Source organism: Paractinoplanes atraurantiacus (assembly GCF_900215205.1).
Lineage (GTDB): Bacteria > Actinomycetota > Actinomycetes > Mycobacteriales > Micromonosporaceae > Actinoplanes > Actinoplanes atraurantiacus.
Genome location: NZ_OBDY01000020.1, coordinates 99,985 through 125,055 on the forward strand (window position 1 = coordinate 99,985; position 25,071 = coordinate 125,055).

General features: G+C 72.2%; 32 protein-coding genes and 2 pseudogenes. 21 read left to right on the forward strand and 13 right to left on the reverse strand.

Translation table 11 applies throughout. The features are described from left to right. The first annotated feature begins 248 nt into the window (after positions 1 to 248). The 5 genes from CRP55_RS34060 to CRP55_RS34080 all read left to right on the forward strand — a co-directional run bounded on the left by CRP55_RS34060 (position 249) and on the right by CRP55_RS34080 (position 4,014). Positions 249 to 1,124, forward strand: coding sequence for a PD40 domain-containing protein (locus CRP55_RS34060; protein WP_097325652.1), 876 nt, complete (start codon positions 249 to 251; stop codon positions 1,122 to 1,124). A gap of 36 nt (positions 1,125 to 1,160) precedes the next feature. Next, positions 1,161 to 2,033 (forward strand): TolB family protein, encoded by an 873-nt coding sequence (locus CRP55_RS34065; RefSeq protein ID WP_097325654.1) that lies wholly within the window; start codon positions 1,161 to 1,163, stop codon positions 2,031 to 2,033. 72 nt (positions 2,034 to 2,105) lie between these two features. Further along, complete coding sequence (locus CRP55_RS34070) at positions 2,106 to 2,705, forward strand: thiamine pyrophosphate-dependent enzyme (RefSeq protein WP_143235098.1); 600 nt, start codon at positions 2,106 to 2,108, stop codon at positions 2,703 to 2,705. Further along, a complete protein-coding gene (locus CRP55_RS34075; RefSeq protein ID WP_097325658.1) occupies positions 2,702 to 2,887 on the forward strand; it encodes a DUF6767 domain-containing protein in 186 nt (61 codons plus the stop codon). Before CRP55_RS34070 ends, CRP55_RS34075 begins: the two co-directional genes overlap by 4 nt. Then, positions 2,884 to 4,014 carry a carboxylate-amine ligase gene (locus tag CRP55_RS34080; protein ID WP_097325659.1) on the forward strand — a complete coding sequence of 377 codons (1,131 nt, stop codon included), beginning with the start codon at positions 2,884 to 2,886 and terminating at the stop codon, positions 4,012 to 4,014. Before CRP55_RS34075 ends, CRP55_RS34080 begins: the two co-directional genes overlap by 4 nt. A gap of 21 nt (positions 4,015 to 4,035) precedes the next feature. Here the strand turns inward: CRP55_RS34080 and CRP55_RS34085 are convergent, their stop codons facing one another. Genes CRP55_RS34085 through CRP55_RS34105 form a run of 5 tightly spaced genes read right to left on the reverse strand, consistent with a single transcriptional unit; the run spans position 4,036 to position 8,488 of the window. Beyond that, entirely contained in the window at positions 4,036 to 4,497 is a 462-nt protein-coding gene (locus CRP55_RS34085) for a hydrogenase maturation protease (RefSeq protein WP_097325661.1), read from the reverse strand. Position 4,498: 1 nt separating this feature from the next. Continuing rightward, positions 4,499 to 5,797, reverse strand: a complete 1,299-nt coding sequence (locus CRP55_RS34090; RefSeq protein ID WP_097325663.1) for a Ni/Fe hydrogenase subunit alpha — start codon at positions 5,795 to 5,797, stop codon at positions 4,499 to 4,501. After that, entirely contained in the window at positions 5,794 to 6,549 is a 756-nt protein-coding gene (locus tag CRP55_RS34095; protein ID WP_097325664.1) for an NADH-quinone oxidoreductase subunit B family protein, read from the reverse strand. Before CRP55_RS34095 ends, CRP55_RS34090 begins: the two co-directional genes overlap by 4 nt. Then, positions 6,549 to 7,358 (reverse strand): FAD/NAD(P)-binding protein, encoded by an 810-nt coding sequence (locus CRP55_RS34100; RefSeq protein ID WP_097325666.1) that lies wholly within the window; start codon positions 7,356 to 7,358, stop codon positions 6,549 to 6,551. Before CRP55_RS34100 ends, CRP55_RS34095 begins: the two co-directional genes overlap by 1 nt. Then, complete coding sequence (locus tag CRP55_RS34105) at positions 7,355 to 8,488, reverse strand: 4Fe-4S dicluster domain-containing protein (RefSeq protein ID WP_097325668.1); 1,134 nt, start codon at positions 8,486 to 8,488, stop codon at positions 7,355 to 7,357. Before CRP55_RS34105 ends, CRP55_RS34100 begins: the two co-directional genes overlap by 4 nt. A 149-nt stretch (positions 8,489 to 8,637) precedes the next feature. Here CRP55_RS34105 and CRP55_RS34110 point away from each other — a divergent pair, with 149 nt between their 5' ends. Next, positions 8,638 to 9,099, forward strand: a complete 462-nt coding sequence (locus CRP55_RS34110; RefSeq protein ID WP_097325669.1) for a universal stress protein — start codon at positions 8,638 to 8,640, stop codon at positions 9,097 to 9,099. Positions 9,100 to 9,161: 62 nt separating this feature from the next. Here the strand turns inward: CRP55_RS34110 and CRP55_RS34115 are convergent, their stop codons facing one another. Then, positions 9,162 to 10,325: an acyltransferase family protein gene (locus CRP55_RS34115; RefSeq protein ID WP_097325671.1), complete on the reverse strand. Its 1,164-nt coding sequence runs from the start codon at positions 10,323 to 10,325 to the stop codon at positions 9,162 to 9,164. A gap of 3 nt (positions 10,326 to 10,328) precedes the next feature. Continuing rightward, positions 10,329 to 10,829: a pyridoxamine 5'-phosphate oxidase family protein gene (locus CRP55_RS34120; RefSeq protein ID WP_097325672.1), complete on the reverse strand. Its 501-nt coding sequence runs from the start codon at positions 10,827 to 10,829 to the stop codon at positions 10,329 to 10,331. A 155-nt stretch (positions 10,830 to 10,984) separates the two neighbouring features. On the opposite strand from CRP55_RS34120, the gene CRP55_RS34125 reads away from it, so the two are divergent. Both CRP55_RS34125 and CRP55_RS34130 read left to right on the forward strand, forming a co-directional pair. Further along, positions 10,985 to 11,659 (forward strand): DUF2157 domain-containing protein, encoded by a 675-nt coding sequence (locus tag CRP55_RS34125; RefSeq protein ID WP_179855448.1) that lies wholly within the window; start codon positions 10,985 to 10,987, stop codon positions 11,657 to 11,659. Beyond that, positions 11,656 to 12,470: pseudogene (locus CRP55_RS34130) on the forward strand (SPFH domain-containing protein). The gene CRP55_RS34125 and the pseudogene CRP55_RS34130 overlap by 4 nt, the downstream one beginning before the upstream one ends. Positions 12,471 to 12,524: 54 nt before the next feature. On the opposite strand, the gene CRP55_RS34135 reads toward CRP55_RS34130, so the two are convergent. Continuing rightward, a complete protein-coding gene (locus CRP55_RS34135) occupies positions 12,525 to 12,914 on the reverse strand; it encodes a spore germination protein GerW family protein (protein WP_245923556.1) in 390 nt (129 codons plus the stop codon). A gap of 287 nt (positions 12,915 to 13,201) precedes the next feature. Between CRP55_RS34135 and CRP55_RS56320 the strand changes: the two are divergent. The 7 genes and pseudogenes from CRP55_RS56320 to CRP55_RS34165 form a co-directional block, all read left to right on the forward strand. Continuing rightward, positions 13,202 to 13,426, forward strand: a pseudogene (locus CRP55_RS56320) (CoA-binding protein); the annotation flags it as partial. 73 nt (positions 13,427 to 13,499) lie between these two features. Then, positions 13,500 to 14,345: a hypothetical protein gene (locus CRP55_RS34145; protein ID WP_281260832.1), complete on the forward strand. Its 846-nt coding sequence runs from the start codon at positions 13,500 to 13,502 to the stop codon at positions 14,343 to 14,345. Continuing rightward, the gene (locus CRP55_RS55800; RefSeq protein ID WP_281260828.1) at positions 14,324 to 14,449 is read left to right on the forward strand and encodes a hypothetical protein; all 126 of its coding nucleotides are present in this window, start codon (positions 14,324 to 14,326) and stop codon (positions 14,447 to 14,449) included. Before CRP55_RS34145 ends, CRP55_RS55800 begins: the two co-directional genes overlap by 22 nt. 183 nt (positions 14,450 to 14,632) lie before the next feature. Further along, a complete protein-coding gene (locus CRP55_RS34150) occupies positions 14,633 to 14,935 on the forward strand; it encodes a hypothetical protein (protein WP_097325677.1) in 303 nt (100 codons plus the stop codon). Between the two features lie 99 nt (positions 14,936 to 15,034). Next, the gene (locus tag CRP55_RS34155) at positions 15,035 to 16,450 is read left to right on the forward strand and encodes a DUF4389 domain-containing protein (RefSeq protein WP_097325678.1); all 1,416 of its coding nucleotides are present in this window, start codon (positions 15,035 to 15,037) and stop codon (positions 16,448 to 16,450) included. Positions 16,451 to 16,462: 12 nt separating this feature from the next. Beyond that, complete coding sequence (locus CRP55_RS34160; RefSeq protein WP_097325680.1) at positions 16,463 to 16,726, forward strand: 2TM domain-containing protein; 264 nt, start codon at positions 16,463 to 16,465, stop codon at positions 16,724 to 16,726. 66 nt (positions 16,727 to 16,792) lie between these two features. After that, positions 16,793 to 19,159: a glycoside hydrolase family 65 protein gene (locus CRP55_RS34165; RefSeq protein WP_097325682.1), complete on the forward strand. Its 2,367-nt coding sequence runs from the start codon at positions 16,793 to 16,795 to the stop codon at positions 19,157 to 19,159. 24 nt (positions 19,160 to 19,183) lie between these two features. On the opposite strand, the gene CRP55_RS34170 is transcribed toward CRP55_RS34165, so the two are convergent. Beyond that, positions 19,184 to 19,750: a hypothetical protein gene (locus tag CRP55_RS34170; RefSeq protein ID WP_097325683.1), complete on the reverse strand. Its 567-nt coding sequence runs from the start codon at positions 19,748 to 19,750 to the stop codon at positions 19,184 to 19,186. 231 nt (positions 19,751 to 19,981) lie between these two features. Here CRP55_RS34170 and CRP55_RS56645 point away from each other — a divergent pair, with 231 nt between their 5' ends. Both CRP55_RS56645 and CRP55_RS34180 read left to right on the forward strand, forming a co-directional pair. Then, positions 19,982 to 20,143: a DUF8730 family Cys-rich protein gene (locus CRP55_RS56645; RefSeq protein ID WP_097325685.1), complete on the forward strand. Its 162-nt coding sequence runs from the start codon at positions 19,982 to 19,984 to the stop codon at positions 20,141 to 20,143. Between the two features lie 130 nt (positions 20,144 to 20,273). After that, positions 20,274 to 20,957: a ferritin-like domain-containing protein gene (locus tag CRP55_RS34180; protein WP_097325687.1), complete on the forward strand. Its 684-nt coding sequence runs from the start codon at positions 20,274 to 20,276 to the stop codon at positions 20,955 to 20,957. A gap of 25 nt (positions 20,958 to 20,982) precedes the next feature. Here the strand turns inward: CRP55_RS34180 and CRP55_RS34185 are convergent, their stop codons facing one another. Beyond that, positions 20,983 to 21,252 carry a metal-sensitive transcriptional regulator gene (locus tag CRP55_RS34185; protein WP_097325688.1) on the reverse strand — a complete coding sequence of 90 codons (270 nt, stop codon included), beginning with the start codon at positions 21,250 to 21,252 and terminating at the stop codon, positions 20,983 to 20,985. 128 nt (positions 21,253 to 21,380) lie between these two features. On the opposite strand from CRP55_RS34185, the gene CRP55_RS55805 reads away from it, so the two are divergent. The 4 genes from CRP55_RS55805 to CRP55_RS53405 all read left to right on the forward strand — a co-directional run bounded on the left by CRP55_RS55805 (position 21,381) and on the right by CRP55_RS53405 (position 22,873). After that, a complete protein-coding gene (locus CRP55_RS55805) occupies positions 21,381 to 21,644 on the forward strand; it encodes an MBL fold metallo-hydrolase (RefSeq protein ID WP_281260829.1) in 264 nt (87 codons plus the stop codon). A 16-nt stretch (positions 21,645 to 21,660) separates the two neighbouring features. Continuing rightward, on the forward strand, positions 21,661 to 22,380 hold the full coding sequence (locus CRP55_RS55810; RefSeq protein WP_281260830.1) for an MBL fold metallo-hydrolase: 720 nt from the start codon (positions 21,661 to 21,663) through the stop codon (positions 22,378 to 22,380). Continuing rightward, on the forward strand, positions 22,377 to 22,631 hold the full coding sequence (locus tag CRP55_RS55815) for a rhodanese-like domain-containing protein (protein ID WP_281260831.1): 255 nt from the start codon (positions 22,377 to 22,379) through the stop codon (positions 22,629 to 22,631). Before CRP55_RS55810 ends, CRP55_RS55815 begins: the two co-directional genes overlap by 4 nt. A gap of 71 nt (positions 22,632 to 22,702) precedes the next feature. Beyond that, positions 22,703 to 22,873, forward strand: a complete 171-nt coding sequence (locus CRP55_RS53405) for a hypothetical protein (RefSeq protein WP_179855449.1) — start codon at positions 22,703 to 22,705, stop codon at positions 22,871 to 22,873. On the opposite strand, the gene CRP55_RS34195 is transcribed toward CRP55_RS53405, so the two are convergent. The 3 genes from CRP55_RS34195 to CRP55_RS34200 are packed head-to-tail and all read right to left on the reverse strand — an operon-like array spanning position 22,851 to position 24,930. Then, entirely contained in the window at positions 22,851 to 24,242 is a 1,392-nt protein-coding gene (locus CRP55_RS34195; protein ID WP_097325690.1) for a sensor histidine kinase, read from the reverse strand. The two genes, CRP55_RS53405 and CRP55_RS34195, sit on opposite strands and share 23 nt — an antisense overlap. Further along, positions 24,232 to 24,441: a winged helix-turn-helix domain-containing protein gene (locus CRP55_RS54060; protein ID WP_218854769.1), complete on the reverse strand. Its 210-nt coding sequence runs from the start codon at positions 24,439 to 24,441 to the stop codon at positions 24,232 to 24,234. The genes CRP55_RS34195 and CRP55_RS54060 overlap by 11 nt, the downstream gene beginning before the upstream one ends. A gap of 3 nt (positions 24,442 to 24,444) precedes the next feature. Continuing rightward, positions 24,445 to 24,930, reverse strand: coding sequence for a response regulator transcription factor (locus CRP55_RS34200; RefSeq protein WP_218854763.1), 486 nt, complete (start codon positions 24,928 to 24,930; stop codon positions 24,445 to 24,447). Positions 24,931 to 25,071 lie beyond the last annotated feature (141 nt).

Below are 25,071 nucleotides of genomic sequence, written 5' to 3' on the forward strand. Positions count from 1 at the left end.
GCGGCAGCGCGTCGCCGGCCTCGCGGAAGAGCCCTTCGGCCCTGGCAACCGCACGGTCCGCGATCGAGGCTGGAAGGCACTCCGAGGAAGAGGCGGCGGTCATGCGCCGCCGCGGGAGTTTGTTCCCCACCTCTCACGGCCGTGCCGGACTATCCAGGTTGCCGGGAGGGCAGTCGGCACGGACTGCACGATCTCCTGCCCTCCCCTTCCCACTCGTGAACGTTTGATGGAAGACAGGAGTGCCTCTCATGCGTCGATCCCGCCTCTCAGTCGCCGCCCTCGCCATCGCCGTGTCCGTGGCCGGACTTTCGGCCACCCGTGCCGAGGCGGCGCCGGCCCCGCCCGGCGGGCGGATCCTCACGCTGGCGGTGACCGCCGAGCGCGGCAGCGGCGAGCTGCGCAGCGTGCGGCCGGACGGCTCCGGCGCGTACGCGTACAGCCTGCGACTGTCGTGGTGGGCCGGCCCGGACTATTCGCCGGACGGCAGCCGGATCGCATATGCGGACTGGATGGAGGTGTGGGCGATGAACGCGGACGGGACGAATGCCCAGAACCTGGTCGGCGGCCCGTGTGCCCCGGAGAGCCCGCGATGGTCGCCCGACGCCCGATGGATCGCATTCGAGTCGTGCGGCGACATCTACAAAGTCAGCGCGAAGGGATACGCGAGCGGCTTCGTCAACCTGACCAACGACGACCTCTACACCCTCCGGGCGGCCTGGAGCCCGCTCGGCGCCCGGATCGCCACCGCAGGGCCGTCCGGCGTGTATCTGTACCGGGCCGACGGCACCGGGGCTCCGCGCCGGGTCAGCGACCTGCCGGATGCCACCCGTCTGGATTGGAGCCCGGACGGCCGTACCCTCGCCGTCGCCGCCGGCGACGACCTCTGGACGGTCGACCTGCCCACCGGCGCTCGGCGGCGCATGACCGACACACCTGGCGTCATCGAGCGGCATCCGGTGTGGTCGCCGGACGGCCGGTGGCTCGCGTTCTCCCGGGGCCCGGAAGACCCGAACGACCCGGGCGTGGCCCTCACCCCCGAGGTGTGGCTGACAACCGCCGCCGGCACCCACAGCCACTCGACCGGCGTGCTCGGAATCCCCACGAGCTGGCGATTCCAGCCCTGACAGTCATCAAACAGACAGCCGAAAGGAGCATCACCGATGCGCCGACTACGAGTCCTGCTGGCCACCGGTACCGTCGCGATACTGGTGGGCGGCCTTCCGGCCGCCGGCGCCGAGGCGGCTTCCGACCGACCCGGCGGGCGGATCCTGACCTTGGCGGTAGCGAACGAACACGGCACCGGTGAACTGCGCAGCGTGCGGCCGGACGGCACCGGAGTCCACGCGTACGGGCGGGTGCTGATCTGGTTCGCCAGCCCGGACTATTCGCCGGACGGCGGCCGGATCGCCTACGTGGACGGCTTCGACATCCGGACGATGGCCGCGGACGGCACGGACGACCGGTGGTTGGTCGGCGCCCCCTGCGGCCCGTCGAGCCCGCGCTGGTCGCCCGACGCCCGATGGATCGCCTTCGAGTCGTGCAGCGACATCTACCAGGTCAGCACCAAGGGATATGAGGACGGTTTCGTCAACGCGACCCACAACGATCTCAACGACCTGCAGCCGGCCTGGAACCCGTCAGGCAGCCGATTCGCCACCGCCACGCTGCCCGGCGTGCACGTCTACCGGGCCGCTGGGTCCGAGCCGCGCCAGGTCAGCGACCTGCCGGGCGCCGTGCGCCTGGACTGGAACCCGAACGGGCGCACCATCGCGATCGCCGCCGAGGGCGACCTGTGGCTGCTCGATCTGCTCACCGGAGCACAACGCCGCCTGACCAACACGCCCGGCGTGATCGAGGCACACCCGGTGTGGTCGCCGGACGGACGGTGGCTCGCCTTCGCGCGTGGCCCGGACGACCCGGACGACCCCGGCGCCGCTCTCGCCCCGAAGGTGTGGCTGATGACCGCCACCGGCACGCGAAGCCACTCGACCGGCGTGCCGGGCATCCCCTCGAGTTGGCGCTTCACACCCTGAAGAGCCCTTCGGCCCTGGCCGTCGCGCGGCCGGCGGACAAGGCTGGATGGAGACTTGAGAGAGGTGCCGGTCATGTCCGGGTTCGTACAGGCACGGCGCTCGGCGGAGCTGCGCACCCGGTTGATGCACCGCATGCTGGTGGCACGACGTTTCGCCGAACTCGGCGCCGCCGTGCCGATGGACAGCTGCCGCGCGAAGTTCGGCTCCGGCGAGGAGGCGGTGGCCGCCGGCACCTGGGCCGCGCTCGGGCCGGCCGACACGGTGATCCGCCACCCGGGGCGCGTCAATGTGCCCCCGGAGGCCGGAGTCATGATCTGCCTGGCGGACGTGCGAGAAAGCGACGCCCTGCAACGGTGGCTGGACTCCGCCCGGCGCCGCGACCGGCACGCGCTCGCCGCACGTCTGACCATCTCGCCGTCCGGCGATGCCGTGGACGCGCTGGACGTGGAGGCGGTCTTCGCCGCCATGCGGCTGCACCTGGACGAGCTGCACGCCGGTGGTCCACCCCGCCTCGTCGAGCTCCGCCTCGGCGACGCCGACCCGATCACCACGCTCGCCCAGCGCATGTTCGTCCAGCGCCAACTGGACGAGAACGCCCTGCGCGCCATCGACGCCGACACGCGCGCCTACGTGCGGGCGGTCCTGGCGTCCGGCCGTGGAGGCCGGCGGTGAAACCGGACGCGCGGTGCCCGGTACGGCCCGGCGAGCCCTGCACCCTCTGCCAGATGGGCGCGACCGGCCCACAAGATTGCCCGCTGGTCTACCTGGTGATGACCGACGACGAGCTGCGCGCCGGTGTGCACGCCGCGGCCCTGCGCGCCCGCGCGCGGCGCGGGAAGGAGAGCGCGCCATGATGAGCCGCCGGCCGCCGACATTCGGCGTGGAGGAGGAGTTCCTGCTGCTCGACCCGGTCCGCGGTTGTCCGGTGCCGGCCGCGGCCAGCCTGCTGCGGCTGTTGCGCGGCGAGACCGGCCCGCACGCCGAGATCATGCGGTACCAGCTCGAGACGGCGACCCGGGTCTGCCAGGACGCCGGCGAGCTTCGCGGTGATCTGGAACGCCTGCGGCGGCTCGCCTCCGGCGCCGCCCGCGCCAGCGGTTGCCGGCTCGTCGCCGCCGGCACTTCGCCGTACGGCACGCCGGCGCTGGCCGGCATCACCGACGATCCGCGATACCACGGGCTGGCGCGACGCTATCCGGCGCTGATCCCCGCCCTGGGCACCTGCGCGACCCACGTTCATGTGGGCGTCCGATCGCGCGACCTCGGCGTTCAGGTGCTCGGCCGGCTGCGGCCCTGGTTGCCGACCCTGCTCGCGCTCAACGCGAACTCTCCTCTGGAGAGAGGTGAGGACACCGGCTGGGCGAGCCGCCGGTACCTCCACGCGTCACGCTGGCCGACCGCCCGTCCGCCGTCGGTGTGGTCCGGGGCGCAGGCCTACGACCGCGCGATCCGCAAGATGATCGAACGCGGCGCCGCGATGGACGAGCGGAGCGTCTATATGTTCGCCCGGCTGTTCCCCCGCTACCCCACCGTCGAGATCCGGATCGCCGACGTCAGCATCGATGTCGACACCGCTGTGCTGCTCGCCGTTCTGATCCGCGCGCTCGTCGCCACCGCCGTCGCCGACTCCCGGGCGGGTCGGCCCATGCCCCGTCCGGGCCGGGAGGCGATCCGCTCGGCCCTCGACCTCGCCGCCCGCCACGGCCTCACGGGCCCCGCCATCGATCCGTGGACCGGCGTGCACACCGAGGCCGCCCGCCTGCTGACCCGCCTGGTCGATCACGTCAGCGGCAGCCTGGCCGGTCTCGGAGACGACCGTACGGTGGAACGCCTGCTGGCCGCGATCGAGGCGCACGGAACCGGCGCCGACCGCCAGCGCTCGGCCTGGCTGCGGTCCGGGTCTCCGACACAACTTGTCGCCGAGCTCGCCGCGACGACCTGGCCCTCGCCCAGTCCGGACGGCCTGCTCGTCGCCGGGTGACGCGCCCGTGCCGACCGGTGGTCAGGGCGCCGCCAGAAGGGCACAGACCCGGTCGGCGACCGGGCGGACCGCCTCGGCGACGCCGCCGCTGAGCCCGACGCCGAAGCCGAGATCATGGCCGTGGGCGACCAGCGCCACGACGCGCGGCGGCAGTCGGCCGAGCACCCGGGCCAGCGCCACGGTGGTGCCGAGGCCGATGTCGTGACCGGAGGCGGTGTGCTGCGGGCCGGCCACCTCCGGCAAAGCCAGCTCAGACCAGCCGCCGGGCCCACCGATGCCGACGGCGACGTCGATCACGATGGCGAGCTCCGCGCCGGACCACGCGTCCAGCATGCGGCTGGGCTCGCCGTCGCTGACGTACAGCTGGACGCCGGCCAGCCGGTCGTCGCCGCGGGCCCGCAGCTCGGCGACGACCTCGGGACCGAAGCCGTCGTCGCGGCGGAACTCGTTGCCCACCCCGATCACCACCCGGCGGCCGGTCATGTCAGCCCCGGTCCACGCGCAGGTCGAGGAAGTGGGTGGCGCACGAGATGCACGGGTCGTAGTTGCGGATGGCCTGCTCGCACTCGGCGGTGAGCCGGTCGTCGGGCAGGTCCAGCCGGCCGGCCACGAAACGGCCCAGGTCGTCCTCGACGGCGGCCTGGTTCTGCGACGTGGGCGGCACGATCCGGGCCGAGGTGACCAGCCCGGCCGCGTCCAGCTCGTACCGGTGGAACAGGGTGCCGCGCGGCGCCTCGGTCGCACCGCGGCCGGTGCCGGCCCGCGGGGGCACGGGCACGGCGGCCTCGGACGGCGGCTCGTAGCAGTCGATCAGGCGGATCGCCTCCTCCACCGCGTAGACCGTCTCGACGGCACGGACGATGATGCTGCGGTACGGGTTGAGGCACTCCGCGCCGAGGCCCGCCTCGGCCGCCACCTCCCGCGCCAGCGGCGAGAGCCACCGGTGGTTCAGCGTGTACCGCGCGGCCGGGCCGGTGAGATAGCGGCCGCGGCCGGCGAGGTGGGCGTGCAGCGCGGTCGAGTGCGGCACGTGCTCCTCGATGACGTGATCTTCGAATTCCCGTACGCCGAAACCGAGACCCCCGGTGGTCGCGACCGTGCCCGACTCGATGGCGTATCGGCCCGGCTCGGTCAGCGCCAGCATCTCGTGCTCGTGGCGGAAGTCGGGAAAGTCGAAGCCGGCCACCCATCGCACGGTCTCCAGCGCCTGGTCGAGCGCGACACGCAGGCGTTCGCGCAGCGGGGCGAGGTCCGCGGGTGCCGGCACGCGATGGAAGCCGCCGACCCGCACGTTGACCGGATGGATGGCACGGCCGCCGACCACCTCGATCAGGTCGTTGCCGGTCTTCTTGAGCGTCAGACCGCGCTCGACGAGGTCACGCCGGTCCTTGGCCAGGTCGAGCGCGGAGGGGTATCCGAGGAAGTCCGGCGCGTGCAGCAGATAGATGTGCAGCGTATGGCTCTCGATCCACTCGCCGCAGTAGAGCAGCCGGCGCAGGTCGGCCAGGCTGGGCGGCACCGTGACACCGCAGGCGTCCTCGATCGCCGCGCAGGCGCTCATCTGGTACGCCACCGGGCAGATCCCGCAGATGCGGGCCGTGATGTCCGGTGGCTCGGTGTGCCGGCGCCCGCGCAGGAACGCCTCGAAGAAGCGCGGCGGCTCGTAGATCTCCAGGCGCACGCCCGCCACGGCGCCGTCGCGGACCCGTACGTGCATGGCGCCTTCGCCCTCGACGCGGGCCAAGGCCCGCACGTCGATCAGCCGGTCGGATCGGTGTGTCATGACGCGTCTCCCGCCACTTCGGCGAAGGCCGACACGGTGAAGGTCCGGTACAGCCGCCGGATGTCGTCCCCGGACATGCCGTGCGCGCGCAGCAGGTCCGCCTCGGCTGGCCCGTTCGGGGTTTCCGCCGGGCCGAAACAGCCGAAGCAGCCGCGGCCGAAGGCCGGGCAGATCGCCCCGCAGCCGGCCCTCGTCACCGGGCCGAGGCAAGGCTCGCCGTGGGCCACGACCACGCAGACGTTGTTGCGGCGCTTGCAGTCGAAGCAGACGCTGTGCGCCGGCAGGTTCGGTTTGCGCCCGGCCAGCAGCGCGGTGATCGTCTCGAGGAGCTGTCCCTTGTCGATCGGGCAGCCGTGCAGCTCGTAGTCGACGTCGACATGCGCGGCGATCGGGGTCGACGTGGCCAGGGTGTCGAGATAGTCGGGCCGGGCGTACACCGCGGACGCGTACTCGGCGACATCGGCGCTGTTGCGCAGCGCCTGGATGCCGCCGGCGTTCGCGCAGGCGCCGAGGGTGACCAGCACCCGTGAGGCGTCGCGGATCGCGCGAATCCGCTCGGCGTCCGCCGCGGTCGTGATCGAGCCCTCGACCAGCGAGACGTCATAGGGACCGGGCAGGACTTCGCGGGACGCCTCCAGGAAATGGGCAATCCGCACCTGGCCGGCGACGGCCAGCAGTTCGTCCTCGCAGTCGAGCAGGCTCAGCTGGCAGCCGTCGCACGACGCGAACTTCCACACGGCGAGGGTGATCATCACAACTCCCGGACGCGCATCAGGGGTTCGGCCACCGGATAGCCGACGACGGGGCCGTCCCGGCAGAGCAGCAACGGGCCGAGCTGGCAGTGGCCGCACCAGCCGAGCCCGCAGCGCATGTTGCGCTCCAGCGACACCTGGATCCGTGCGGCCGGCACGCCACGCTCCAAGAGCGCCTGAACGGTGAACCACATCATCGCCTCGGGACCGCAGACGAAGGCCGCGGCCGCGGCGTGATCCACGTCCATGCCGGGGATCAGCGCGGTGACCAGGCCGACCGGCCCTTTCCAGCCGTCCGCGGCACGATCCACGGTAGTGCGGACCTGCGCCTGGGTGGCCCATTGCCGCCGGGCGTCGGCGTAGAGGAGCTCGGCCGGCTCCCGGGCTCCGGCCAGGATCGCCACCCGGCCGAAGGCGGACCGGTCGGCGAGCACCCGCTCGACGACCGGGCGCAGCGGGGCGAGGCCGATGCCACCCGCGACCACGATGACGTCGTGGCCGGCCGCGGACGCGACGTCCCAGGCCGTCCCGAAGGGCCCGCGCACGCCGATCACATCGCCGGGCGCCGCGTCGTGCAAGGCCCGGGTCACCGCGCCGACAGCGCGGATGGTGTGCAGCGGGCGGGCGCCGTGCCGGCCGCTGACCGAGATCGGCACGTCGCCTATGCCGTACGCGGTGAGCATCGCGAACTGACCCGGGCGAAAGGCCGGCAGCGCCTCACCGACGGGCGCCAGCTCGACGGTGACCGTGTCGGCGGTGTCCACCCGCCGGTCCACGATCCGGTGCGGCACGGGCACGACGGCGTTCACGGCGCATCCTCGAGGCGCGCGGCGGCCAGCGCGGCCGCCTCTTCGGTGATGTCGATGCCGGCGGGGCACCAGGCGATGCAGCGCCCGCAACCGACGCAGCCGGACATGCCGAACTGCTCCTGCCAGGTGCCGAGCTTGTGGCTCATCCACTGCCGGTAGCGGGAGGCCGTGCTGGTGCGCACCGGTCCGCCGTGCAGATAGGAGAAGTCGAGGCTGAAACAGGAGTCCCAGTGCCGTTGATGCTCGGTGTGCTGGCCGGTGAGGTCGGTGACGTCCTCGGTGCTGGTGCAGAAGCAGGTCGGGCAGACCATGGTGCAGTTGCCGCAGGTCAGGCAGCGCGAGGCCACGTCGGCCCAGCGCGGTGACTCCCGGCTCGCGGTCATCAGGGCCGGCAGCGGCTCATCCGGCATGTGCCGCGAGATGGCGGCGGCGGCCCGCTCCACCGCGGCCGTCGCGGCGGCAGTGTCCTCGGCACCGGCCGGTACGGAGGGCAGGGCGGCGAGCACTTCGGTCCCGGCGGGCGAGCCGCCGCGGGCGAGGAACCGATGGCCGCCGTCGAGCAGCTCGGTGATCGCGATGTCGAAACCCGCGGTCGCGGCCGGCCCCGTCCCCATCGACGTGCAGAAGCAGGTGGCGGCCGGTTCCGTACACTCGGCGACGACCACGAACGTGCCGTCACGGCGGGCGGTGTAGACCGGGTCCGGATGTTCTCCCCCGGCCAGGACACGGTCGAGGACCCCGAGCGCGGCGATGTCACACGGGTGCACGCCGACGAACGCGAAGCGTTTCGCCGGTGCGTCGGGACCGGCGGCCGACACCGACCCGTCCGGGTTGCGGTCGGCCGACCAGAGCCGGGCCCGCGGCGGGTGCACGAAGGTCTTGGCCGACACCGGGCCGGCGCAGTGGGCGAACACCGCGCCGTCCTCGCGGCGCCGCGACCGGTAGCGGCCGGCCTCGGTGTCGGCGCTCCAGCCGGACGGCAGTTGCCCGGCCGAGTCGAGCTCGGCCAGGACGACGGCGCCGTCGCGCAGGGTCGGGCCGACAACGGTGTAGCCGCGGTCGCGCAATGCGGTGAAGAGCGCGCCGAGGCCGTCCGCACCGATCAGTCGTGGCGTTTCTTCGGATCTCATGGCACCTCCCCTACTCACCGTCGTCCGCGCCGCCACCCGGGCACAGGGCCGGAGGTCCCGCGTCCGCGGGTGGCACAAGGGACCTTCGACTCTGATTCGCCACCGGAGACGGCGGCACGGTGAAGACAGGAATCCCCTGGAGGTGAACCATGACCAGTCGGCATCTGATCGTCGTGGGCGTGGACGGGTCGGAAGGCGGCCGCCGCGCTCTGGAATGGGCCGTACAGGAGGCGGAGGAGCGAGGCAGCACGGTGCGGGCGGTGACCGCCTGGTCGTGGGACGGACTCGAGTTCGGGCCGGTCACCGCGACCAATCCCGAGGAGGCCAAACAGCGTGCGACCCGGCTGCTCGCCAAGGAGATCGAGGCGCTGCCCCCGGAGCACGTCCCGGTGGACGCCGAGGTCATCGAGGGCGCACCGGCCGAGGTGCTCGGCGACCGCAGCCGCTCGGCCGACCTGCTCGTCCTGGGCAGTCACGGGCACAGCGGGATGCGCCACACCGTCCTCGGCTCGGTCAGTGAGAAGAGCATCCGCAAGGCGGCCTGCCCGGTGGTCGTGATCCCGGTTCCGGCGCAAGCAGCGGTGCCCAGCACGTCGCCCGGCCCGCGGTGAGGTCTGGTGACTCCAGCGGACCGGCCATCTCGATCTTTTCCCTCGACAGGCGGCCCACCCGGTCAAGGTTCTGGTCCGGGTGGGCCGCCGCCGCGCTGGAGACTCTCACCATCGTGCCGTTCCCGCTGGCCGCGGCCCTCTCGATCGCGGACGGCGCCCGCCGCCGCGACGGTGGGACCTGACGCCCCGGTGGCCGGCCATAGCCGCGGTGGGCGCCGGGCGGCCAGGTCTTCGGCCCAGCCGAAGGCGAGCATCGTCGCGAGGACCAGCACCAACGTCGCGAGCAGCTCGACCGCGGCGCCGGGCAGACCGCCCAGGTCGATCCGCAGGAAGGCGAGCACGGGCCAGATCGCCGCGATGGCCGCGTTGTGCCACAGGTAGATGGTGACGGCGCGGGCATTGGTCACCGTGACGGCCCGATCGAGGTGGACCCGCTGGGTGAGCCAGTCCATCGACGGCTGCCACCGGAGGATCACCAGCACGAAAGCGAACGACCAGAGCGCCTGCGTCTCCGGCACGTCGTTGAGGTCCCAGCTGCCGGCGTCCCGCGCCCGCCACAAGGCGGCCAAGGCCAAGGTCGGCGCCAGCGTGTACGCGATCCACGGCGGTACGCGGGCGAGCCGGCCGTCGTGGTGGGCGAACCCGGCGATCCAGCACGCCCCGAACGTGGCGAAGTCCCACACCGTGGCGTCGACGACTGCCGGCAACGAGACGCCGGAGAGCCCGAGCGCCGCCAGCAGCAGGAAGGGCAACCCGGCCGACGCCCAGCCGACCCGGCGCCACAGCAGGAGCAGGAGCGGAGAGAGCAGGACGAACCAGAGGTAGGCGCGGATGTACCAGAGCGGCACCCAGACGTCCGCGGCCGCGTCGCTGCCGGGTGGGTCGCCGACGGGCAGAATCCAGAACAGCAGCGACGGCACGGTGAAGGGATGTTCGCCGCCGCTCTCGCTCGGCCAGCCACCGGCGATCATCAGGGGTACGGCGATGAGGCCGAGCAGCCACAACGGAGGCAACAGGCGCCGCAGCCGTGACCTGATGACCTTGATCGATCCGCGCCGTTCGAGCGAGGCCGCGGTCAGCGAGCCGGCGAGGGCGAACATGATGCCCATCGCGGGCAGCAGCATCGGCAGCCAGGTCCACCCGTACAGGTGGTAGACGACGACACGGACGATCGCGGCCGCCCGGAGCAGGTCCAGATATCGGTTACGTCCCCCGGCCGCCGGCATGGGCTATCGCCCGGCCGCTATGCGGGCCCGGGAGCGAGCCGGGTCACGCATCGCGAGCAGTGGCACGCCGAGGCCGTAGGTGACGAAGTGGCCGGTCGGCCGGATCTCGAGAATCACGCACGCCGCCTGCCGTTCCGGCGGTACCAGCCGGGCCAGGCGGGGCATCCGGGTCAGATGGTCGCCGGGATGGACCACCGCGACGGCTGGAAAGCTGATCGTGGCCGGCGGGATCGGCAGTATCAGTGACAGCGGCCCGCCGCGGCGGACCGGCACGGTAACCGCGACCATCCCGTCGGCCGCCACGTGCCGCGCCTTCCAGCTGTCCTTGGCGACGGCCACGTAGAGGCGATGGTCCTCGACGGCGTAGACGACCCCGCTCGAGCGGGGCGCGCCGGCCGGCGTGACATGGCTGAGCACGGCGAACGAGGCGCGGCCGATCGCGTGCCACACGTCCTGGGCGGTCAGCGGAATCGTCCGGCGGCCACCCCTGGTCGAGGTCGACATGGCAACTCCCTTCCTCCTCCCACACGTACTCCCCGGCCGGCCGCGACGGCAGGGCCGACCGGCACCAGCCCTTCGGCCCTGGTGGCCCCTGCTGCCACGGCGTGACAGTGGGCGGGGAGCTTCTCCCCCGGGAGGCTGCGATGAGATCGGCTGACATGGCTGACCAGATCGACCGCTGGGCCGCGACGGGACTGGTCACGAACGACCAGGCGGAGCGGATGCGCGCCGACCTTCCCGCCACAGCCCCGCACCGGTCCTTGGCCGCCGAGGGCCTCGGCTATTCCGGCGGCAGTCTCGTGACCGTTGCTCTGCTCATGCTGAGCAGCCATTACTGGACTGCGCTGGGCACGGCCGGCCGGCTCCTCGCCGTCGGCTCCGCCGGGATCCTGCTCGTCACGGGCGGGCTTCTGACGCCGAGGCCGGCCGATGGGGTCACCGCGCGGCTGCGGGCCGTCCTGTGGCTGAGTGGCACCGCCGCGGCCTTCGCGTCGCTTCTGCTGGCCGGGTCGCTGGCCGCCCTGCCGCCCGGCCCGGAACTACTGCCCTGGGCCGGGATCGGAGCCGCCGGGCTCGCCTGGGGCCTCCTCGCGGCGGGCGGGGTGCTGAGGCCGGCGCCGCTCGGCCGCACATTGGGTGGCCACGCTGATCGCCGGCGCGGTGCTCGTCGTGGCGGCGGTTCTGCTCTCCCGCCGCCGGGCGCCCGTCGCGGGCCGCCTCCCACCGGTCCTGCCGGCCGGAACGGCGCTGTCCGCAGCGGCCGTGGTGCTCATGCTCTCCGCCGCCGGCATCCTGCTCGCGGCGACCTGACGATGGGAACGGAGGAGTTGTGAACGGATGGCTGATAGCTGGAATCGTCGTACTCGGCGTGCTGGTCCTGGTGTTTCTGAGCCTGCGGCTCGTGCAGCAGTACCAGCGCGGCGTGGTCTTCCGGTTCGGGCGGGTGTTGGACCGGGTCAGGGAGCCCGGGCTGCGCGTCATCATCCCGCTCGCCGACCGGATGGTTAAGGTCACCATGCAGACCGTGGTGATGCCCGTGCCGGCGCAGGGCGCCATCACCCACGACAGTGTCACCCTGACCGTGGACGCCGTCGTGTACTACCGCGTCGTCGACCCGGTGCGGGCGCTGGTCAATGTGCACGACTACCCGCATGCTGTGCTTCAGGTCGCCAGACCGCGCTGCGGTCGGTGATCGGCCGTGCGGACCTGGACATCCTGCTCAGCGACCGGGAGAGGATCAACACCGAGCTGAAGACCACGATCGACGCCCCGACCGAGAAGCCCTGGGGCGTGCTGATCGAGCGGGTCGAGGTCAAGGACGTCGCGCTGCCCGACACGATGAAACGGTCGATGTCGCGCCAGGCCGAGGCGGAGCGCGAACGCCGGGCCCGGGTCATCGCCGCCGACGGCGAGTTCCAGGCCTCCGAGCGCCCGGCCGAGGCCGCCCAGGCGATGGCCGCCACACCCGGCGCGCTCCAGCTGCGGCTGCTCCAGACCGTCGTCGACGTCGCGGCCGAGAAGAACAGCACCCTGGTGATGCCTTTCCCGGTCGAGCTGCTGCGGTACTTCGACAAAGTCACCAACACCGGATCGGAGCAACGGGCCGAGCTTCCCGGCCTGGAGCTGACCGGCGCCGGCCGGTGATCCGCCGTAACGCTGAGGGGACGGCACCGGCGGTGCCGTCCCCTCACGCTGCCGTCACTTGCGCCGCCGCCCCTGGTGCGAACGCCGTCGCCCGCGCAGCAGGACGCCCGCCACCACCAGAGCGGTGACGGCCACGACCTGGCCGCCGAGCACGATCCGATTCACATCGACAGCGGGATGCCAGCTGACCTTGCCGTCCTTGAGGACGAAGACGCCGAGCCCGCGCGCGGTCGTGCCGAAGCCGCCGCCGGATCCCTCGGGCTGTCCCTCGGCCGCGGGACCGGAGCCGCCGCCACCCCCGCCGCCGCCGGCCACCTTGGCGACCGGCAGCATGATCGTGCCGTGCTCGGCGACCGGCTCGCCGAACACCCTGCCGGCGGTGCTCGCTGTCACGGCCTCCCGCAGCGTGCGCAGGACGTCCGTTCCCTCACTCGTCGCGACCACTGTGATCACTCCCTTCGGGCCAGTGCCCTCCACCGTGCTCCGGAGGCCGGGACCGGCGGCAGGGTCCAAGGGCCCTTCCCCTCAGCGACGGTCGTGCGAGGCTGAAAGCTGGGCCGGCGGAGGGCCAGGTGACGACCTTGACGACAACGACGCGCAAGGACACGGACGATCAGCTCCTCGACCTGCACACTCGCGGCGTCGGGCAGCGGCCGCCGAGGCCATTGCTCGCGCCCCGGTCGATAGCGGTCGTGGGCGCCATGCAGGGTCACGGCCACGCCGGATACGAGATGGTGCGCGCCCTGCGCGAATACGGATTCCGCGGACGGATCCACCCGGTGCACGACTCGGGTCTGCCGGTCGGTGGTGTCGCCGCCCATCGCGCCATCGCCGATCTTCCCGGGCCCGTCGACCTGCTCGTGGTCGCCGGCCCCGCCGATCAGGCCGCCGGGGCGCTGCGAGCGGCCGGGCGCCGGGGCATCCCCCGCACCGTCGTGCTCGGCGCCGCCGGCGCCCGCTGCGCCCAGAATCTCGTCCGCATCGCCCGCGACAACGGCGTGGTCCTGCTCGGCCCCGGGGAGCCTCGGCCTGCTCAACACCGATCCGCAGGTCCGGCTCAACGCCACGCTCTCCCGCGCGCACCCCGCGCCGGGCGGCCTCGCGCTCGCGGCCCAGTCCAACGCGGCCGGCATGGCACTCCTGGAGCACGTCACACACGACGGCTGCGGCGTGGCGAGCTTCGTGCCCCTCGAGGACGGCCTCGACGGCGAACTGAACGACTTCTGGCGCGACGATCCGCACACCCGCGCCGTCGGTCTCTACCTCAATTCCGCCGCCGATCACGCGACGTTCACCGGCGCCGCTCACGGGCTCCTGCGGCGCAAGCCGGTCCTGACCATCGCCGGCGGGCATCCGCGCGCCGTGGCGCTCTGCTCCCCGCCCGGCGTCGTCCGCACCACCAGCCTGGACGAGCTCACCGACGCCGCCCGGATGCTCGTGGACCAGCCCCTTCCGGCCGGCAACCGGCTCGCCGTCGTCGGCAACGCCGGCGGCCTCGCCGTGATCGCCGCCGACGCTGCCCGGGCGTACGGCTTCGCCGAGCCCGGCGAGCACCGGATCAGCCTCGGACCCGACGCCACTCCGCCGGAGATCGCCGAGGCGGTCGAAGCCGTCGCGTGCGGCGGACGGGCCGACATCATCGTGGTGATGATCGTCGGAACACGGACCAACGTCCCCGCCGCGATGACGACCGCCGTCGCCGACATCCTGGACCAGCACCCGGAGCTCACCGCGGCCGCCGTGCTCACCGGCGGCGCCGACGACGTCCACCGGATCGGCGCGCGCGGCATACCCGTGTACCGCGAGCACGATCGGGCGATACGCGCGCTCGCCCACGCCCACCGTTACGCGACATGGCGCCGCGACCGGGACTGATCGCGCCGAACCAGGGCCGGTCGGTGGCCGCCTTCGCCCCGATCCGCGATCCCGCCGGCAACATCGTCGGACTGCTGCGGGCAGAGTGGCCGATCGCGGACTGAGGACAGCCGCCCGGCACGTGAGGTCGGGGCGTCCGGCCCTGGATGAGCCGTGGAGACCGGCCCATCATGAGAAGTGAGCCCGCCGGCTCGTAGGTGACGATCTGGGGTGGCGGAACGTCGTCTCCGCCATGGACCCGAGGAGGGCCCGGCCGGTGGGCTCCTCGGCGTCTCAGGAGGCCGGCGATGAACAACAGCGCGATCATCCGCAAGGACGCGGCCGATCGGGCCCGGGCCAACCTCGACAACTACGCGTGGACCCGCCACGACTTCAGCTGGTCGAGGGCGAGATCCTGGCTCGGGGAGCCGCCGCACACGTACGGATTCAACATCGCCCACCAAGCGGTCGACCGGCACGCGAGCTCGGACCGCCGCGACCGGGTGACGCTGAGATTCCCCGGATCGGGCCTGGCATCCGTCGACGGCCATTACTGGTTCGCCGGCCGGCGACCCGTCGTCCTCGCGCACGCCGAATCCGCCGTCATCTGATCCGGCTGAGGCTGGACGGCCCGGAGCCACGGACTTCCGGCTCTGCCGCGCCGGGGCGCTCGGCGATTCGCTGGAGGAAACGCCTTCCTGGGAGGTGACATGAACCGCTTTCCGCTGCGGGTCGAAGCACGCCGTGACCCTTCACTGAGCCGTGGGCTCTGGCTGGTGAAATGGCTGCTCCTGATCCCGCACTACGTCGTCCTGCTGGTGCTGTGGACCGGGCTGGTGGTGCTCACCCTGGTGGCCTACCTGGCGGTGCTGTTCACCGGCCGGTACCCGGCTTCGATCCGCGCCTACAACCTCGGCGTGCTGCGCTGGAGCTGGCGCGTGGGCTACTACGGCTACCAGGCGCTCGGCACCGACCGGTACCCGCCGTTCACGCTGGCTGAAGTGCCCGATTACCCGGCTCGCCTGCATCTGGAGACGGGTGCGGCTCCCCCACGATGGCTGCCTCTCGTCGCCTGGCTGTTCGCGATCCCGCACCTGGTGTTCCTGGGCGCGCTGACCGGTGCCGGCACCCGGCAGTACGGCGCCCCGATCAGCGCCATCGGCGCCGCGCTGCTCATCGCCGGCATCGCGCTGTTGTTCACCGGCACCTATCCTCGCGGCCTGCACGACCTGCTGGTCGGCATCGCCCGCTGGAACCTGCGGGTGGCCGCCTATCTGACACTGCTCACACCGAGATACCCGCCGTTCCGTCTGGACCAGGGCGAGACCGAGCCGGACCCGCCGCCGGAGGACCCGGTGAAGGCGCCCGCGCCTCGTGGCGGGTCCGTCGTGGGATCCGCCATCGCCCTGGTCGCCGGCGTCCTGCTGCTCGCACCGGCCGCCGGAACGGGCATCGGCGGAGCCGTCCTGCTCGGCCTGGACGCCTCGCGCGACAGCACCGGTTTCGTGACCAGCCGAACGCTGGAGCTGAGCACCGGCACCGCGGCCGTCACGGCCGAGAACCTGAGAATCACCGATGCCGGTGTGTGGACCCGCAACATCGCCGACGTGGGTGGGGTCCGCGTGACCGCCACCTCGCCGGCCGGCCGGTCGCTGTTCGTCGGGATCGCGCCGGAGAGCGCCGTGGACGCCTGGCTGGCCGGGACCGCCCACGACGAACTGATCGGGATCAGGTCGGGTGACGCCCGGTACCACCGGGCCGACGGCGTGACGCGGCCGGTGACCGACCCGGTCGCCCAGCCGTTCTGGATCTCCTCCGCGACCGGCACCGGCACCACCACCCTGAATTGGAACGTCACCGACGGCGACTTCGCCGTGGTCGTGGCCAACCTCGACGGCTCCCCCGGCGTGGCCGCCGACGTCCGCGGCGGAATCCAGGTGCCCGACCTGACCGGTCTGGGCGCCGGGCTTCTCACCACGGGCATCGTGCTCGGCGTCATCGCGATCGGGCTGATCGTCCTGGGCGGCGTCGGCCTCGGCCGTCGCCACACCGAACCGCCGCCGCCGGCAGCCGGGCCGGCCGGACCGGCACCGCAACAGGTTCCCCCGGCCACCGTCGGATCGTGAAAGGAGACGGCCATGAGCGACGACCTGCGCCAGGAGGCCCTCACCCGGTTGCGCAAGAGGCGGGAGCTGCAGGCTCACGTGCTCGCCTACGTCCTGGTGAACCTCTTCCTCAACGGGATCTGGCTGCTGACCACCCCGGGAGGCTTCTACTGGCCGATGTTCCCGATGCTCGGCTGGGGCATCGGCATCGTCTTCCACATTTGGGACGTCTTCGTCGGCTCGAACCCGTCGGAGGACGCCATCCGCACCGAGATGGACAAGCTCGCCCATCGATGACGCAACCCCGGCGCGAGCGCCCGGCCCGCCGAGAGTGGGCCGGGCGAGCGAACGAGCGGAGGTCACATGGTCCGCCATCCGGCGTACCCCGTCGAACCGTGGCAGGTGCGTGAGACTCATCTCGACCACGCCGTGCTGGCGCGATCGGAGTCGATCTTCACCCTCTCGAACGGTCATCTCGGGCTGCGCGGCAACCTCGACGAGGGCGACCCGCACGACCTGCCGGGAACCTATCTCAACTCGTTCTACGAGCTGCGGCCCCTGCCGTACGCCGAGGGTGGCTACGGATATCCCGAGTCCGGGCAGACCATCGTCAACGTCACCAACGGCAAGGTGATCCGGCTGCTGATCGACGACGAGCCTTTCGACGTACGCGAGGGAGAGCTGATCCGCCACGAACGGGTGCTCGACCTGCGCGCCGGCGTGCTGCGCCGCGAGGTGGAATGGCGGTCACCGGCCGGCCACGCCGTGCGCGTGCGGACCACGCGTCTGGTATCGCTGGCGCACCGGTCGATCGCCGCGATCGAGTACCAGGTGGAGCCGCTGGACGTACCCGTGCGGGTCATCGTCCAGTCGGAGCTGATCGCCAACGAGGCGCTGCCCGGCCCGCTCAAGGACCCGCGGGTGTCAGCCGTGCTCCGGGCGCCGCTCGCCGCCGAGCTGAGCCGCGCCGATGACACCGGCGCGCTGCTGATGCACACCACCAGGGAGAGCGGGCTGCGCCTGGCCACCGCGATGGACCATCTCGTCGAGGGTCCTCCGGGCCTGCGCTGTGCCACCGAGGCTGAGCCGGATCTCGCGCGCACCACGGTGATCTGCCGGCTCGCGCCCGGGCAGCGACTGCGCCTGGTCAAGTTCCTGGCGTACGCATGGTCGGACCGTCGTTCACCGCCGGCCCTGCGTGACCAGGTCGAGGCGGCGGTACGGGGCGCGCGGTTCGAGGGCTGGGAGGGGCTCCTGACCGCCCAGCGCTCCTGCCTGGACGCGTTCTGGGACGGCGCGGACGTCGAGGTCGAGGGCGACGCGGAGGTGCAGCAGGCGGTCCGCTTCGCTCTGTTTCACCTCCTCCAGGCCGGCGCCCGCATCCGGAACGAGCCGATAGCGGGCAAGGGGCTGACCGGTCCCGGGTACGACGGGCACGTCTTCTGGGACACCGAGCGCTTCGTCGTCCCGGCCCTGACCTACCTGCGGCCCGAGGCGGCGGCCGAGGTCCTGCGCTGGCGGCACGCCACGCTCGGACTCGCGAAGGAACGCGCGGCCGTGCTCGGCTGGGCCGGTGCCGCCTTCCCCTGGCGGACGATCCGCGGGCAGGAGTGCTCCGGGTACTGGCCGGCCGGCACCGCGGCGATGCACATCGCGGCCGACATCGCCGACGCTGTCGTACGGTACGTCGCGGCGACCGGCGATCGGGCGTTCGAACGGGACGTGGGGCTTCCCCTGCTGGTGGAGACCGCACGGCTGTGGGTGTCGTTCGGCCACCACGATCGCGATGGCGAGTTCCACCTCGACGGTGTCACCGGCCCGGACGAGTACACCGCGCTGGCCGACGACAACGTCTACACGAACCTGATGGCCCGGCGGAACCTGACGTCGGCCGCCGGCGCCGTGTCCCGCCATGCCGAAGGCCGCCGGGCCCTCGCCGTCGGCGACGAGGAGATCGCCGCCTGGCGCGCCGCCGCGGAGACCATGAGCATCCCGTACGACGACAAGCTCGGCGTTCACCCGCAGGCGCGCCGGTTCACGCTGCTGAGGGAGTGGGACTTCGCCGCCACCCGCCCCGGCGAGTACCCGTTGCTTCTGCACTTTCCCTATCTGGACCTCTACCGCAGCCAGGTCGTCAAGCAGGCCGACCTGGTGCTGGCGCTGCACTGGTGCGGCGACGCCTTCAGCGCCGAGGACAAGGCCCGCGACTTCGCCTATTACGAGCGGCGGACCGTACGGGACTCCTCGCTCTCCGCCTCCACTCAAGCGATCGTGGCGGCCGAGATCGGCCACCTCGAGCTGGCACACGACTACATCGGCGAGGCGGTCCTGATGGACCTGCACGACCTGCACCGCAACACGCGCGAAGGATTGCACGTCGCCTCGCTGGCCGGAGCATGGCTGTCACTGGTCGCCGGCCTGGGCGGGATGCGTGACCACGGCGGCGTGCTCTCCTTCGCGCCGCGGCTGCCCAGCCGGATCGGCCGGCTCGCCTTCTCCCTGTTCTGGCACGGGCTGCGCCTGCACGTGGAGGTCGGGCCGAACGAGGCGGTCTACTCCCTGCGTGGCGGCGACGCCCAGCTGGAGCTGTGGCACCACGGCGAGCCGGTTCTCCTCACGACTGCCGCCCCGGTGCGCCGCCCGATTCCCGCGACCGTGCCGTTGACCGCCGAGCCGGTCCAGCCGCCCGGCCGCAGACCCGCCCGCCGTACCCTCTCCCGGTCCTGCTGAGCGACGCACTCGCCGCAACGCGCCTCAGGGCAGGAACTGCTGCCGTACGAGAACGACCTTGCCCTTCTTGACCGTCAGCCAGAACAGGGTGTGCCCGAGACGTTCCTTCAGCCCGGCGACACCGACCTCGACGACGGCCGCCGAGCCACCGTCGAGGACCTTCACCGAGAGGCCGGAGATGATCGGGAGGGTCCTCTTCCTCGGGTTGTCGTTGACGATGAGGTAGTCGTTGGGCGGCGTCCGGTCCTCGGAGTCGGGATATCTCTTCTGCCATTCCCGGATCGCCCGGTCACCGGTCAGAAATTCGACGAGGTCCATGGTGAGGGTGCCGTCGCCGACGGCTGTGACGTATGCCGGCCAGCGGCCATCCGCGATCACTCGTCGCGAGCCCGGGACGCTGGGTGTGGGAGTGCGCGTCTCCTCCCCCGGCGCCGGCGACTCCTTGCCGGCCGACGGGGCCGGGGCAGGCTCCGCGGACACGGCCGGTGCCGGTGCGGCCGGCTCGGCCGTGCCATTCCCGCAAGCGGCCACGGACAGCGACATGGCGGTGAGCACGATCGCCGCGGGACCGACTTTGCGTTGCAGAGTCATACCTTGAGCGTCCACCGCGGCGCGTTCGCCGGACAGTGCTGAACGGCCCGTACTCGGGACGTCGTGCCCTTGCCGCCGCGCGGCGGCGGCCGACGCGTCTTGTCGCGGAAGCCGATCGGCACCGCCGGCTTCGGACTTTCGACGGCTATGACCGGTCCGCGGCGAGGCCCGCTAGCATAGCTATACCCCTGGGGGTATCACGCAGGGTGTCAGCGACAGGAGACGTGGAAGATGTGTCGTCAGGTCACGTGCCGCAAGTGCGGCAAAACCACCTGGGCCGGGTGCGGTCAGCACGTGGATCAAGTCATGCGGGGCGTGCCCACGGCTGAGCGCTGCGCCGGTCACGACAACAAGCCGGCGACCGGCTTCTTCGCCCGGCTGTTCGGTCGCTGACCCGCGACACCCTCATGGCCACCACCGGGCCCTGAACCGGCTTTCTCCACACGCTCTCCACGCCGGTTGCACATCGACGCCACCCCGGCCGGCCATGGTGAAGATGTCAACAGCAAGCGAGGGAGGAGTCATGCGGACCATCACCCGCCGCGCGGCCATCCTGGTGGCCGCCGGCACACTCGGCCTCGGTGGACTGGCGGTCGCCGCACCCGCACTGGCCGGCGACGGCCCCTTCGGGCCCGGCCCGTCCAGCACAGCCACCGCGGACCCTGGCGCTCGCGGCGGCGTGGGTTCCGGCTACGGCATGGGCTTCGGATACGGCATGGGTCCTGCCAACGGCGCCTGCCGCCGGCTGCCGGTCGGCGCGCGGCAGGGCACGTTGTCCACCGCACAGAAGGCCACGCTGGCGTCCATGGCCCAGGAGGAGAAGCTCGCGCACGACCTGTACGCGGCGTTCGCGGCCCGCTATGACGCGGTCGTCTTCGACCACATCGCCCACGCGGAAAGCCGGCACCAGGCCGCAGTCCGCACCCTGCTGCAGCGCTACGGCATCACCGACCCAACGGCGAACCAGCCGGCCGGCACGTTCGCCGACGAGACCATGCAGGCCACCTACGACAGGTTGCTGGCACAGGGCAGGCCAAGCCAGGCCGCCGCAATGGCCGTCGGGCAGCAGGTGGAACGCGACGACATCGCGGCCCTGAAAGCGGCCGCCGACGGGTTGACCGCGCCGGACGTCAAGCAGGTCTACACCGACCTGCTGGTGGCGTCGCAGCGGCACCTGACCGCGTTCACCCGCTGGGCGGCCCGATAGCTATTTCCGCCGGACGGCGAGTCGTTCAGGCCAAGGACAGAAAGAGCTTCTCCATCCGTTCCAGGTTGGCGCTCTGGTCCTCGCCGTCCTCGGCTGCGGTCACGCACTGCTGGAGCCCACTGGCGATGATTTTGAAGCCGGCCCGGTCGAGGGCCCGGGAGACGGCGGCCAACTGCGTCACGACGTCGGCGCAGTCGCGGCCCTCCTCCAGCATGCCGATGACGCCGCGGATCTGGCCCTCGGCACGGCGCAGCCGTTTGATCACATCGCCTGTCGCGGTCTGGTCGACCTGCATCCCGCACGCTCCTCGTTGTCAGCCCCTGCGATGGTACCCCGTGGGGTATTTGGTGCCGGCGCGTTAAGGTCGGGGAAGGATACCCCCGGGGGTATAGATCTCGAGACGATTCGAAGGAGTTCCCGACCGTGTTCCGCATCCTGCCCATCGACACACCCACGCTCGGCGATCGCAGCTACCTCGTTCATGACGGCACCAGCGCGTTCGTCGTCGACCCGCAACGCGACATCGACCGCGTCCTCGCCCTGGCCACCGCCGAGCAGGTGACGATCACGCACGTCTTCGAAACGCACATCCACAACGACTACGTCACCGGCGGCTACGCCCTCGCTCGCGCGACCGGCGACCCCTGGGCACACCTTCACCCATCTGTCCTACGCCCTGCAAGGTGACGGCGAAGAGGTCGCCGTGTTCTCCGGCGGCTCGCTGCTGTACGGCTCGGTCGGCCGCCCCGACCTGCTCGGCCCGGACCACACTCACGAACTCGTTGACCACCAGTACCGTTCGGCCCACCTCCTGGCCGGACTGCCGGACAGCGCCGGCGTCTATCCCACCCACGGCTTCGGCAGCTTCTGCTCGGCCCTCCAATCCGCCGCGACCGCTTCCACCATCGGCGACGAGAAGCGCGCCAATCCGGTGCTGACTCAGTCCCAGCACCAGTTCGTCGACCAACTGCTGTCCGGACTCGATGCATGGCCGGCCTACTACGCGCACATGGGCCCGGCCAACAGCACCGGTCGGGCCGCTCCCGATCTGGGCGCGCCCGAGCGGGCCGACGCCGAGCAGATCCGCAAGCGCCTCGCCGACGGCGAATGGGTCGTCGACCTGCGCCATCGGGTCGCGTTCGCCGCCGGCCACGTCGCCGGCACGCTCAACTTCGGCCTGGACGGCAGCTTCGCCACCTACCTCGGGTGGCTCATCCCGTGGGGTGCCCCGCTCACCCTGCTCGCCGAGACCCCGGACCAGGTCGCCGAAGCCCAACGCGAGCTCATCCGCATCGGCATCGGCATCGACCATCGGCCCACGCCATCGGGGAGCCCGCGGACTGGGCCGGCGACCATCGACTCGAGTCTTACCCGCGCGCCACGTTCGCCGATCTCACTCAGGTCCGCCACCACCGGCCGGTGACCGTGCTCGACACCCGCCGCAACCTCGAGGTGGCCGAGGCCCGCATCGACGGCGCCGTCCACATCCCGTTGCACGAGCTGCCCGGCCGCCTCGGCGAGGTGTCCGACGGGGAGGTATGGGTGCACTGCGCCGCCGGTTACCGCGCCTCGATCGCCGCTTCTCTGCTCGCCGCCGCCGGCCGCCACGTCGTCGCCGTCGACGACGATTTCACCAACGCCACGACGGCCGGACTCCCCGTTCTGCGGCCGTGAGCCCCGCTGCTGATCTACGTCGCCGGGTTACCCGCCCAGCAGGCCAGGCATTCGGCTGGTTCGTCGTCGCCATGGGCGTCTTCGTCCTCGCTCAGCAGCCGGCGAACCGGGTGTGGAGTCATCCGCTGCTCTGCGTGGCGCTCGGCGGCTGCGTCGCCGCCACGGCCGGCGCCGTCCTCGCCCGCCGGCGCAAACCACCGCACCTGGGCGGCGGGCGGGTCAACGGCAGTCACGCCCGCTGAGCAGATCGCGTTCGGCGACAGCACCGGCGAGAGGCAGCCGCACGGTCACGGTCAAGCCCCCTGCGTCGGGCGAATCGAGAACGACCGTGCCGCCGTGCGCGGTGACCAGTTCCCGCACCACGGCCAGTCCGATGCCCGAGCCGGTCGTCCCGGCCGTGTCACGGCCGCGCCACAGCCGGTCGAACGCGTGCGGAAGCTCATCCGCCGCCATGCCCGGACCGCTGTCCGCCACGAGCAGCACGGCATCGCCCTGCTCGGCCCGGACCGCGATGCGCAACCGATCTCCGGGGCGGCAGTAACGGGCGGCATTGGCCAACAGGTTGCCGATGACCTGATGCAAGCGATCCGGGTCACCCCGAACCGGCACCTGCCGGTCGAGTTCGGCGATGACCATCAGTCCGTCGGCGTCGAGGCGAGGACGCTGCGCCGCCAAGGTCGCGGCAGTGATCTCCGCCAGGTCGGCATCGACCAGGTGCAGCGACATGGCGGCCGACTCGGCGGCCGACAGGTCGGCGAGATCCTGCACGACCCGGCCCAGCCGCAACGACTGATCGTGCAGCGCGGCCAACCGTGGCGCGTCGGCCGGTCGCAGCCCATCACGCAACTCCTCCAGACCGGCCTGCAGCCCCGCCAGCGGCGTGCGCAACTCGTGCGCGATGTCGGACGCCTGCCGCCGGCGTACGGAATCGGCCCGCACCACCTCGTCGGCCATGGCGTCGAAGGCTTTCGCCACCTCCCCCAGCTCCCCCGGCGCCCGCAGCCGGGCACGGGCCGCGCGATCACCGGCGGCGAACCGGCGCGCCGCCGCGGCCAGAGCCACCAGCGGCCGAGCCAGCCGGCCCGAGACGAACGCGCTCACCACCAGCGCCGCCAGTAAAGCAGCACCCGCCGCCCCGCCGATCCACGACCAGGCCACGGCACGACCGGAGGACGCGCTCGCCGGAAACACCAGCCGGACACTGCCGACCCGCCGGTCACCGACGACGACCGGCTGCTCCACCACCGGTCCGGTGCCTTGCGCGTCGCGCATACCTTCCATGCCGGGACCCATGCCGCGCCCGGGCCACACCATGCTGCCGGCGGCATCCCGCACTGTCAGCCGGGTACCGGCGGCGGCAGCCAGGGCTGACGCCGGCGCCAGGTCCGCGCCGCTCCAGCCACCGGAGCGCAGGTACGCGTCAGCGGCAGCGCTCGCCACCTGAGCGGCGACCCGCTGCCGGTCCTGCCCGGCGGCGCTGGCCAGTCCACGGTCGGTGGCGATCAGAGCGGCAACCGTCAGCACCACCACCGACGACAACGCCACCAACACGAAAGCGGCCAGCAGACGCCGCCCCAGCGGACCGGCCCACACCGAACGGTCACCGGTCACGCGACCACCCCAACCGGTAACCGACGCCGAGCACGGTCTCGACGATCCGCGCCCCGTCAGGCCCGAGCTTGCGCCGGAGGTTCTTCACGTGCGAGTCGATGGTGCGCTCGTAGCCGGGGAACTCGTACCCGCGCACCTGGTTGATCAGCTCGTAGCGCGAGTAGACCCGTCCGGGCGTGGCGGCCAGCGCGGTGAGCAGCCCTCACTCGGTCGGCGTCAGCTCCACCTGGGTGTCGTCCAGGTGCGCCTCGTGACGGCTCTCGTCGAGCCGTAGCCGCTCGCCGCCGTAGGTGATCGCCCTGGTGTTCTTCCCGTCACCGCCCCGGGTGCGGTGCAGCACCGCCTCGACCCGCAATACCAACTCGGTCGGGGAGAACGGCTTGGTCACGTAGTCGTCGGCGCCGTGGCGGAGCCCTTCGATGCGATCGTCGACACTGCTGCGGGCGGTCAGGACGATCACCGGCACCTCACGACCGTGCTCGCGAGCGGCCGCCAAGACCTCACGGCCGTCGACATCGGGCAGGCCGAGGTCGAGCACGACCAGCTCGACACCGCCACCGGTCACCAGCTCGATCGCCTCGGCGCCATAACCGGTGGTGCGCACCGGGTGACCGGCCCGCTGGAGATACCGGCGGACCAGTTCCCGCAGCTCGCGGTCGTCCTCGACGACCAGCACGGCACCTGGCACACCGCAACTCTGCCCCTCGGCCACGGACCGCGGACAGGGCCGTCCGGCCCGCGGTCCGTGGCCGTTGCGCGGGCCTCAGGGCCCAGCCTCGGGGCCGAACGGTCCTGACGCGGCCCACGGGGCCGGACGGAGAGTGGAGGT

What these genes read in the sequence shown, in the direction of transcription:
- CRP55_RS34060 (WP_097325652.1), top strand. Translation starts at nt 249, where the DNA reads ATGCGTCGATCCCGCCTCTCAGTCGCCGCCCTCGCCATCGCCGTGTCC.
- CRP55_RS34065 (WP_097325654.1), top strand. Translation starts at nt 1,161, where the DNA reads ATGCGCCGACTACGAGTCCTGCTGGCCACCGGTACCGTCGCGATACTG.
- CRP55_RS34070 (WP_143235098.1), top strand. Translation starts at nt 2,106, where the DNA reads ATGTCCGGGTTCGTACAGGCACGGCGCTCGGCGGAGCTGCGCACCCGG.
- CRP55_RS34080 (WP_097325659.1), top strand. Translation starts at nt 2,884, where the DNA reads ATGATGAGCCGCCGGCCGCCGACATTCGGCGTGGAGGAGGAGTTCCTG.
- CRP55_RS34085 (WP_097325661.1), bottom strand. Translation starts at nt 4,497, where the DNA reads ATGACCGGCCGCCGGGTGGTGATCGGGGTGGGCAACGAGTTCCGCCGC.
- CRP55_RS34090 (WP_097325663.1), bottom strand. Translation starts at nt 5,797, where the DNA reads ATGACACACCGATCCGACCGGCTGATCGACGTGCGGGCCTTGGCCCGC.
- CRP55_RS34095 (WP_097325664.1), bottom strand. Translation starts at nt 6,549, where the DNA reads ATGATCACCCTCGCCGTGTGGAAGTTCGCGTCGTGCGACGGCTGCCAG.
- CRP55_RS34105 (WP_097325668.1), bottom strand. Translation starts at nt 8,488, where the DNA reads ATGAGATCCGAAGAAACGCCACGACTGATCGGTGCGGACGGCCTCGGC.
- CRP55_RS34110 (WP_097325669.1), top strand. Translation starts at nt 8,638, where the DNA reads ATGACCAGTCGGCATCTGATCGTCGTGGGCGTGGACGGGTCGGAAGGC.
- CRP55_RS34115 (WP_097325671.1), bottom strand. Translation starts at nt 10,325, where the DNA reads ATGCCGGCGGCCGGGGGACGTAACCGATATCTGGACCTGCTCCGGGCG.
- CRP55_RS34120 (WP_097325672.1), bottom strand. Translation starts at nt 10,829, where the DNA reads ATGTCGACCTCGACCAGGGGTGGCCGCCGGACGATTCCGCTGACCGCC.
- CRP55_RS34125 (WP_179855448.1), top strand. Translation starts at nt 10,985, where the DNA reads ATGGCTGACCAGATCGACCGCTGGGCCGCGACGGGACTGGTCACGAAC.
- CRP55_RS55800 (WP_281260828.1), top strand. Translation starts at nt 14,324, where the DNA reads ATGGCGCCGCGACCGGGACTGATCGCGCCGAACCAGGGCCGGTCGGTG.
- CRP55_RS34150 (WP_097325677.1), top strand. Translation starts at nt 14,633, where the DNA reads ATGAACAACAGCGCGATCATCCGCAAGGACGCGGCCGATCGGGCCCGG.
- CRP55_RS34155 (WP_097325678.1), top strand. Translation starts at nt 15,035, where the DNA reads ATGAACCGCTTTCCGCTGCGGGTCGAAGCACGCCGTGACCCTTCACTG.
- CRP55_RS34160 (WP_097325680.1), top strand. Translation starts at nt 16,463, where the DNA reads ATGAGCGACGACCTGCGCCAGGAGGCCCTCACCCGGTTGCGCAAGAGG.
- CRP55_RS34165 (WP_097325682.1), top strand. Translation starts at nt 16,793, where the DNA reads ATGGTCCGCCATCCGGCGTACCCCGTCGAACCGTGGCAGGTGCGTGAG.
- CRP55_RS34170 (WP_097325683.1), bottom strand. Translation starts at nt 19,750, where the DNA reads ATGACTCTGCAACGCAAAGTCGGTCCCGCGGCGATCGTGCTCACCGCC.
- CRP55_RS56645 (WP_097325685.1), top strand. Translation starts at nt 19,982, where the DNA reads ATGTGTCGTCAGGTCACGTGCCGCAAGTGCGGCAAAACCACCTGGGCC.
- CRP55_RS34180 (WP_097325687.1), top strand. Translation starts at nt 20,274, where the DNA reads ATGCGGACCATCACCCGCCGCGCGGCCATCCTGGTGGCCGCCGGCACA.
- CRP55_RS34185 (WP_097325688.1), bottom strand. Translation starts at nt 21,252, where the DNA reads ATGCAGGTCGACCAGACCGCGACAGGCGATGTGATCAAACGGCTGCGC.
- CRP55_RS53405 (WP_179855449.1), top strand. Translation starts at nt 22,703, where the DNA reads ATGGGCGTCTTCGTCCTCGCTCAGCAGCCGGCGAACCGGGTGTGGAGT.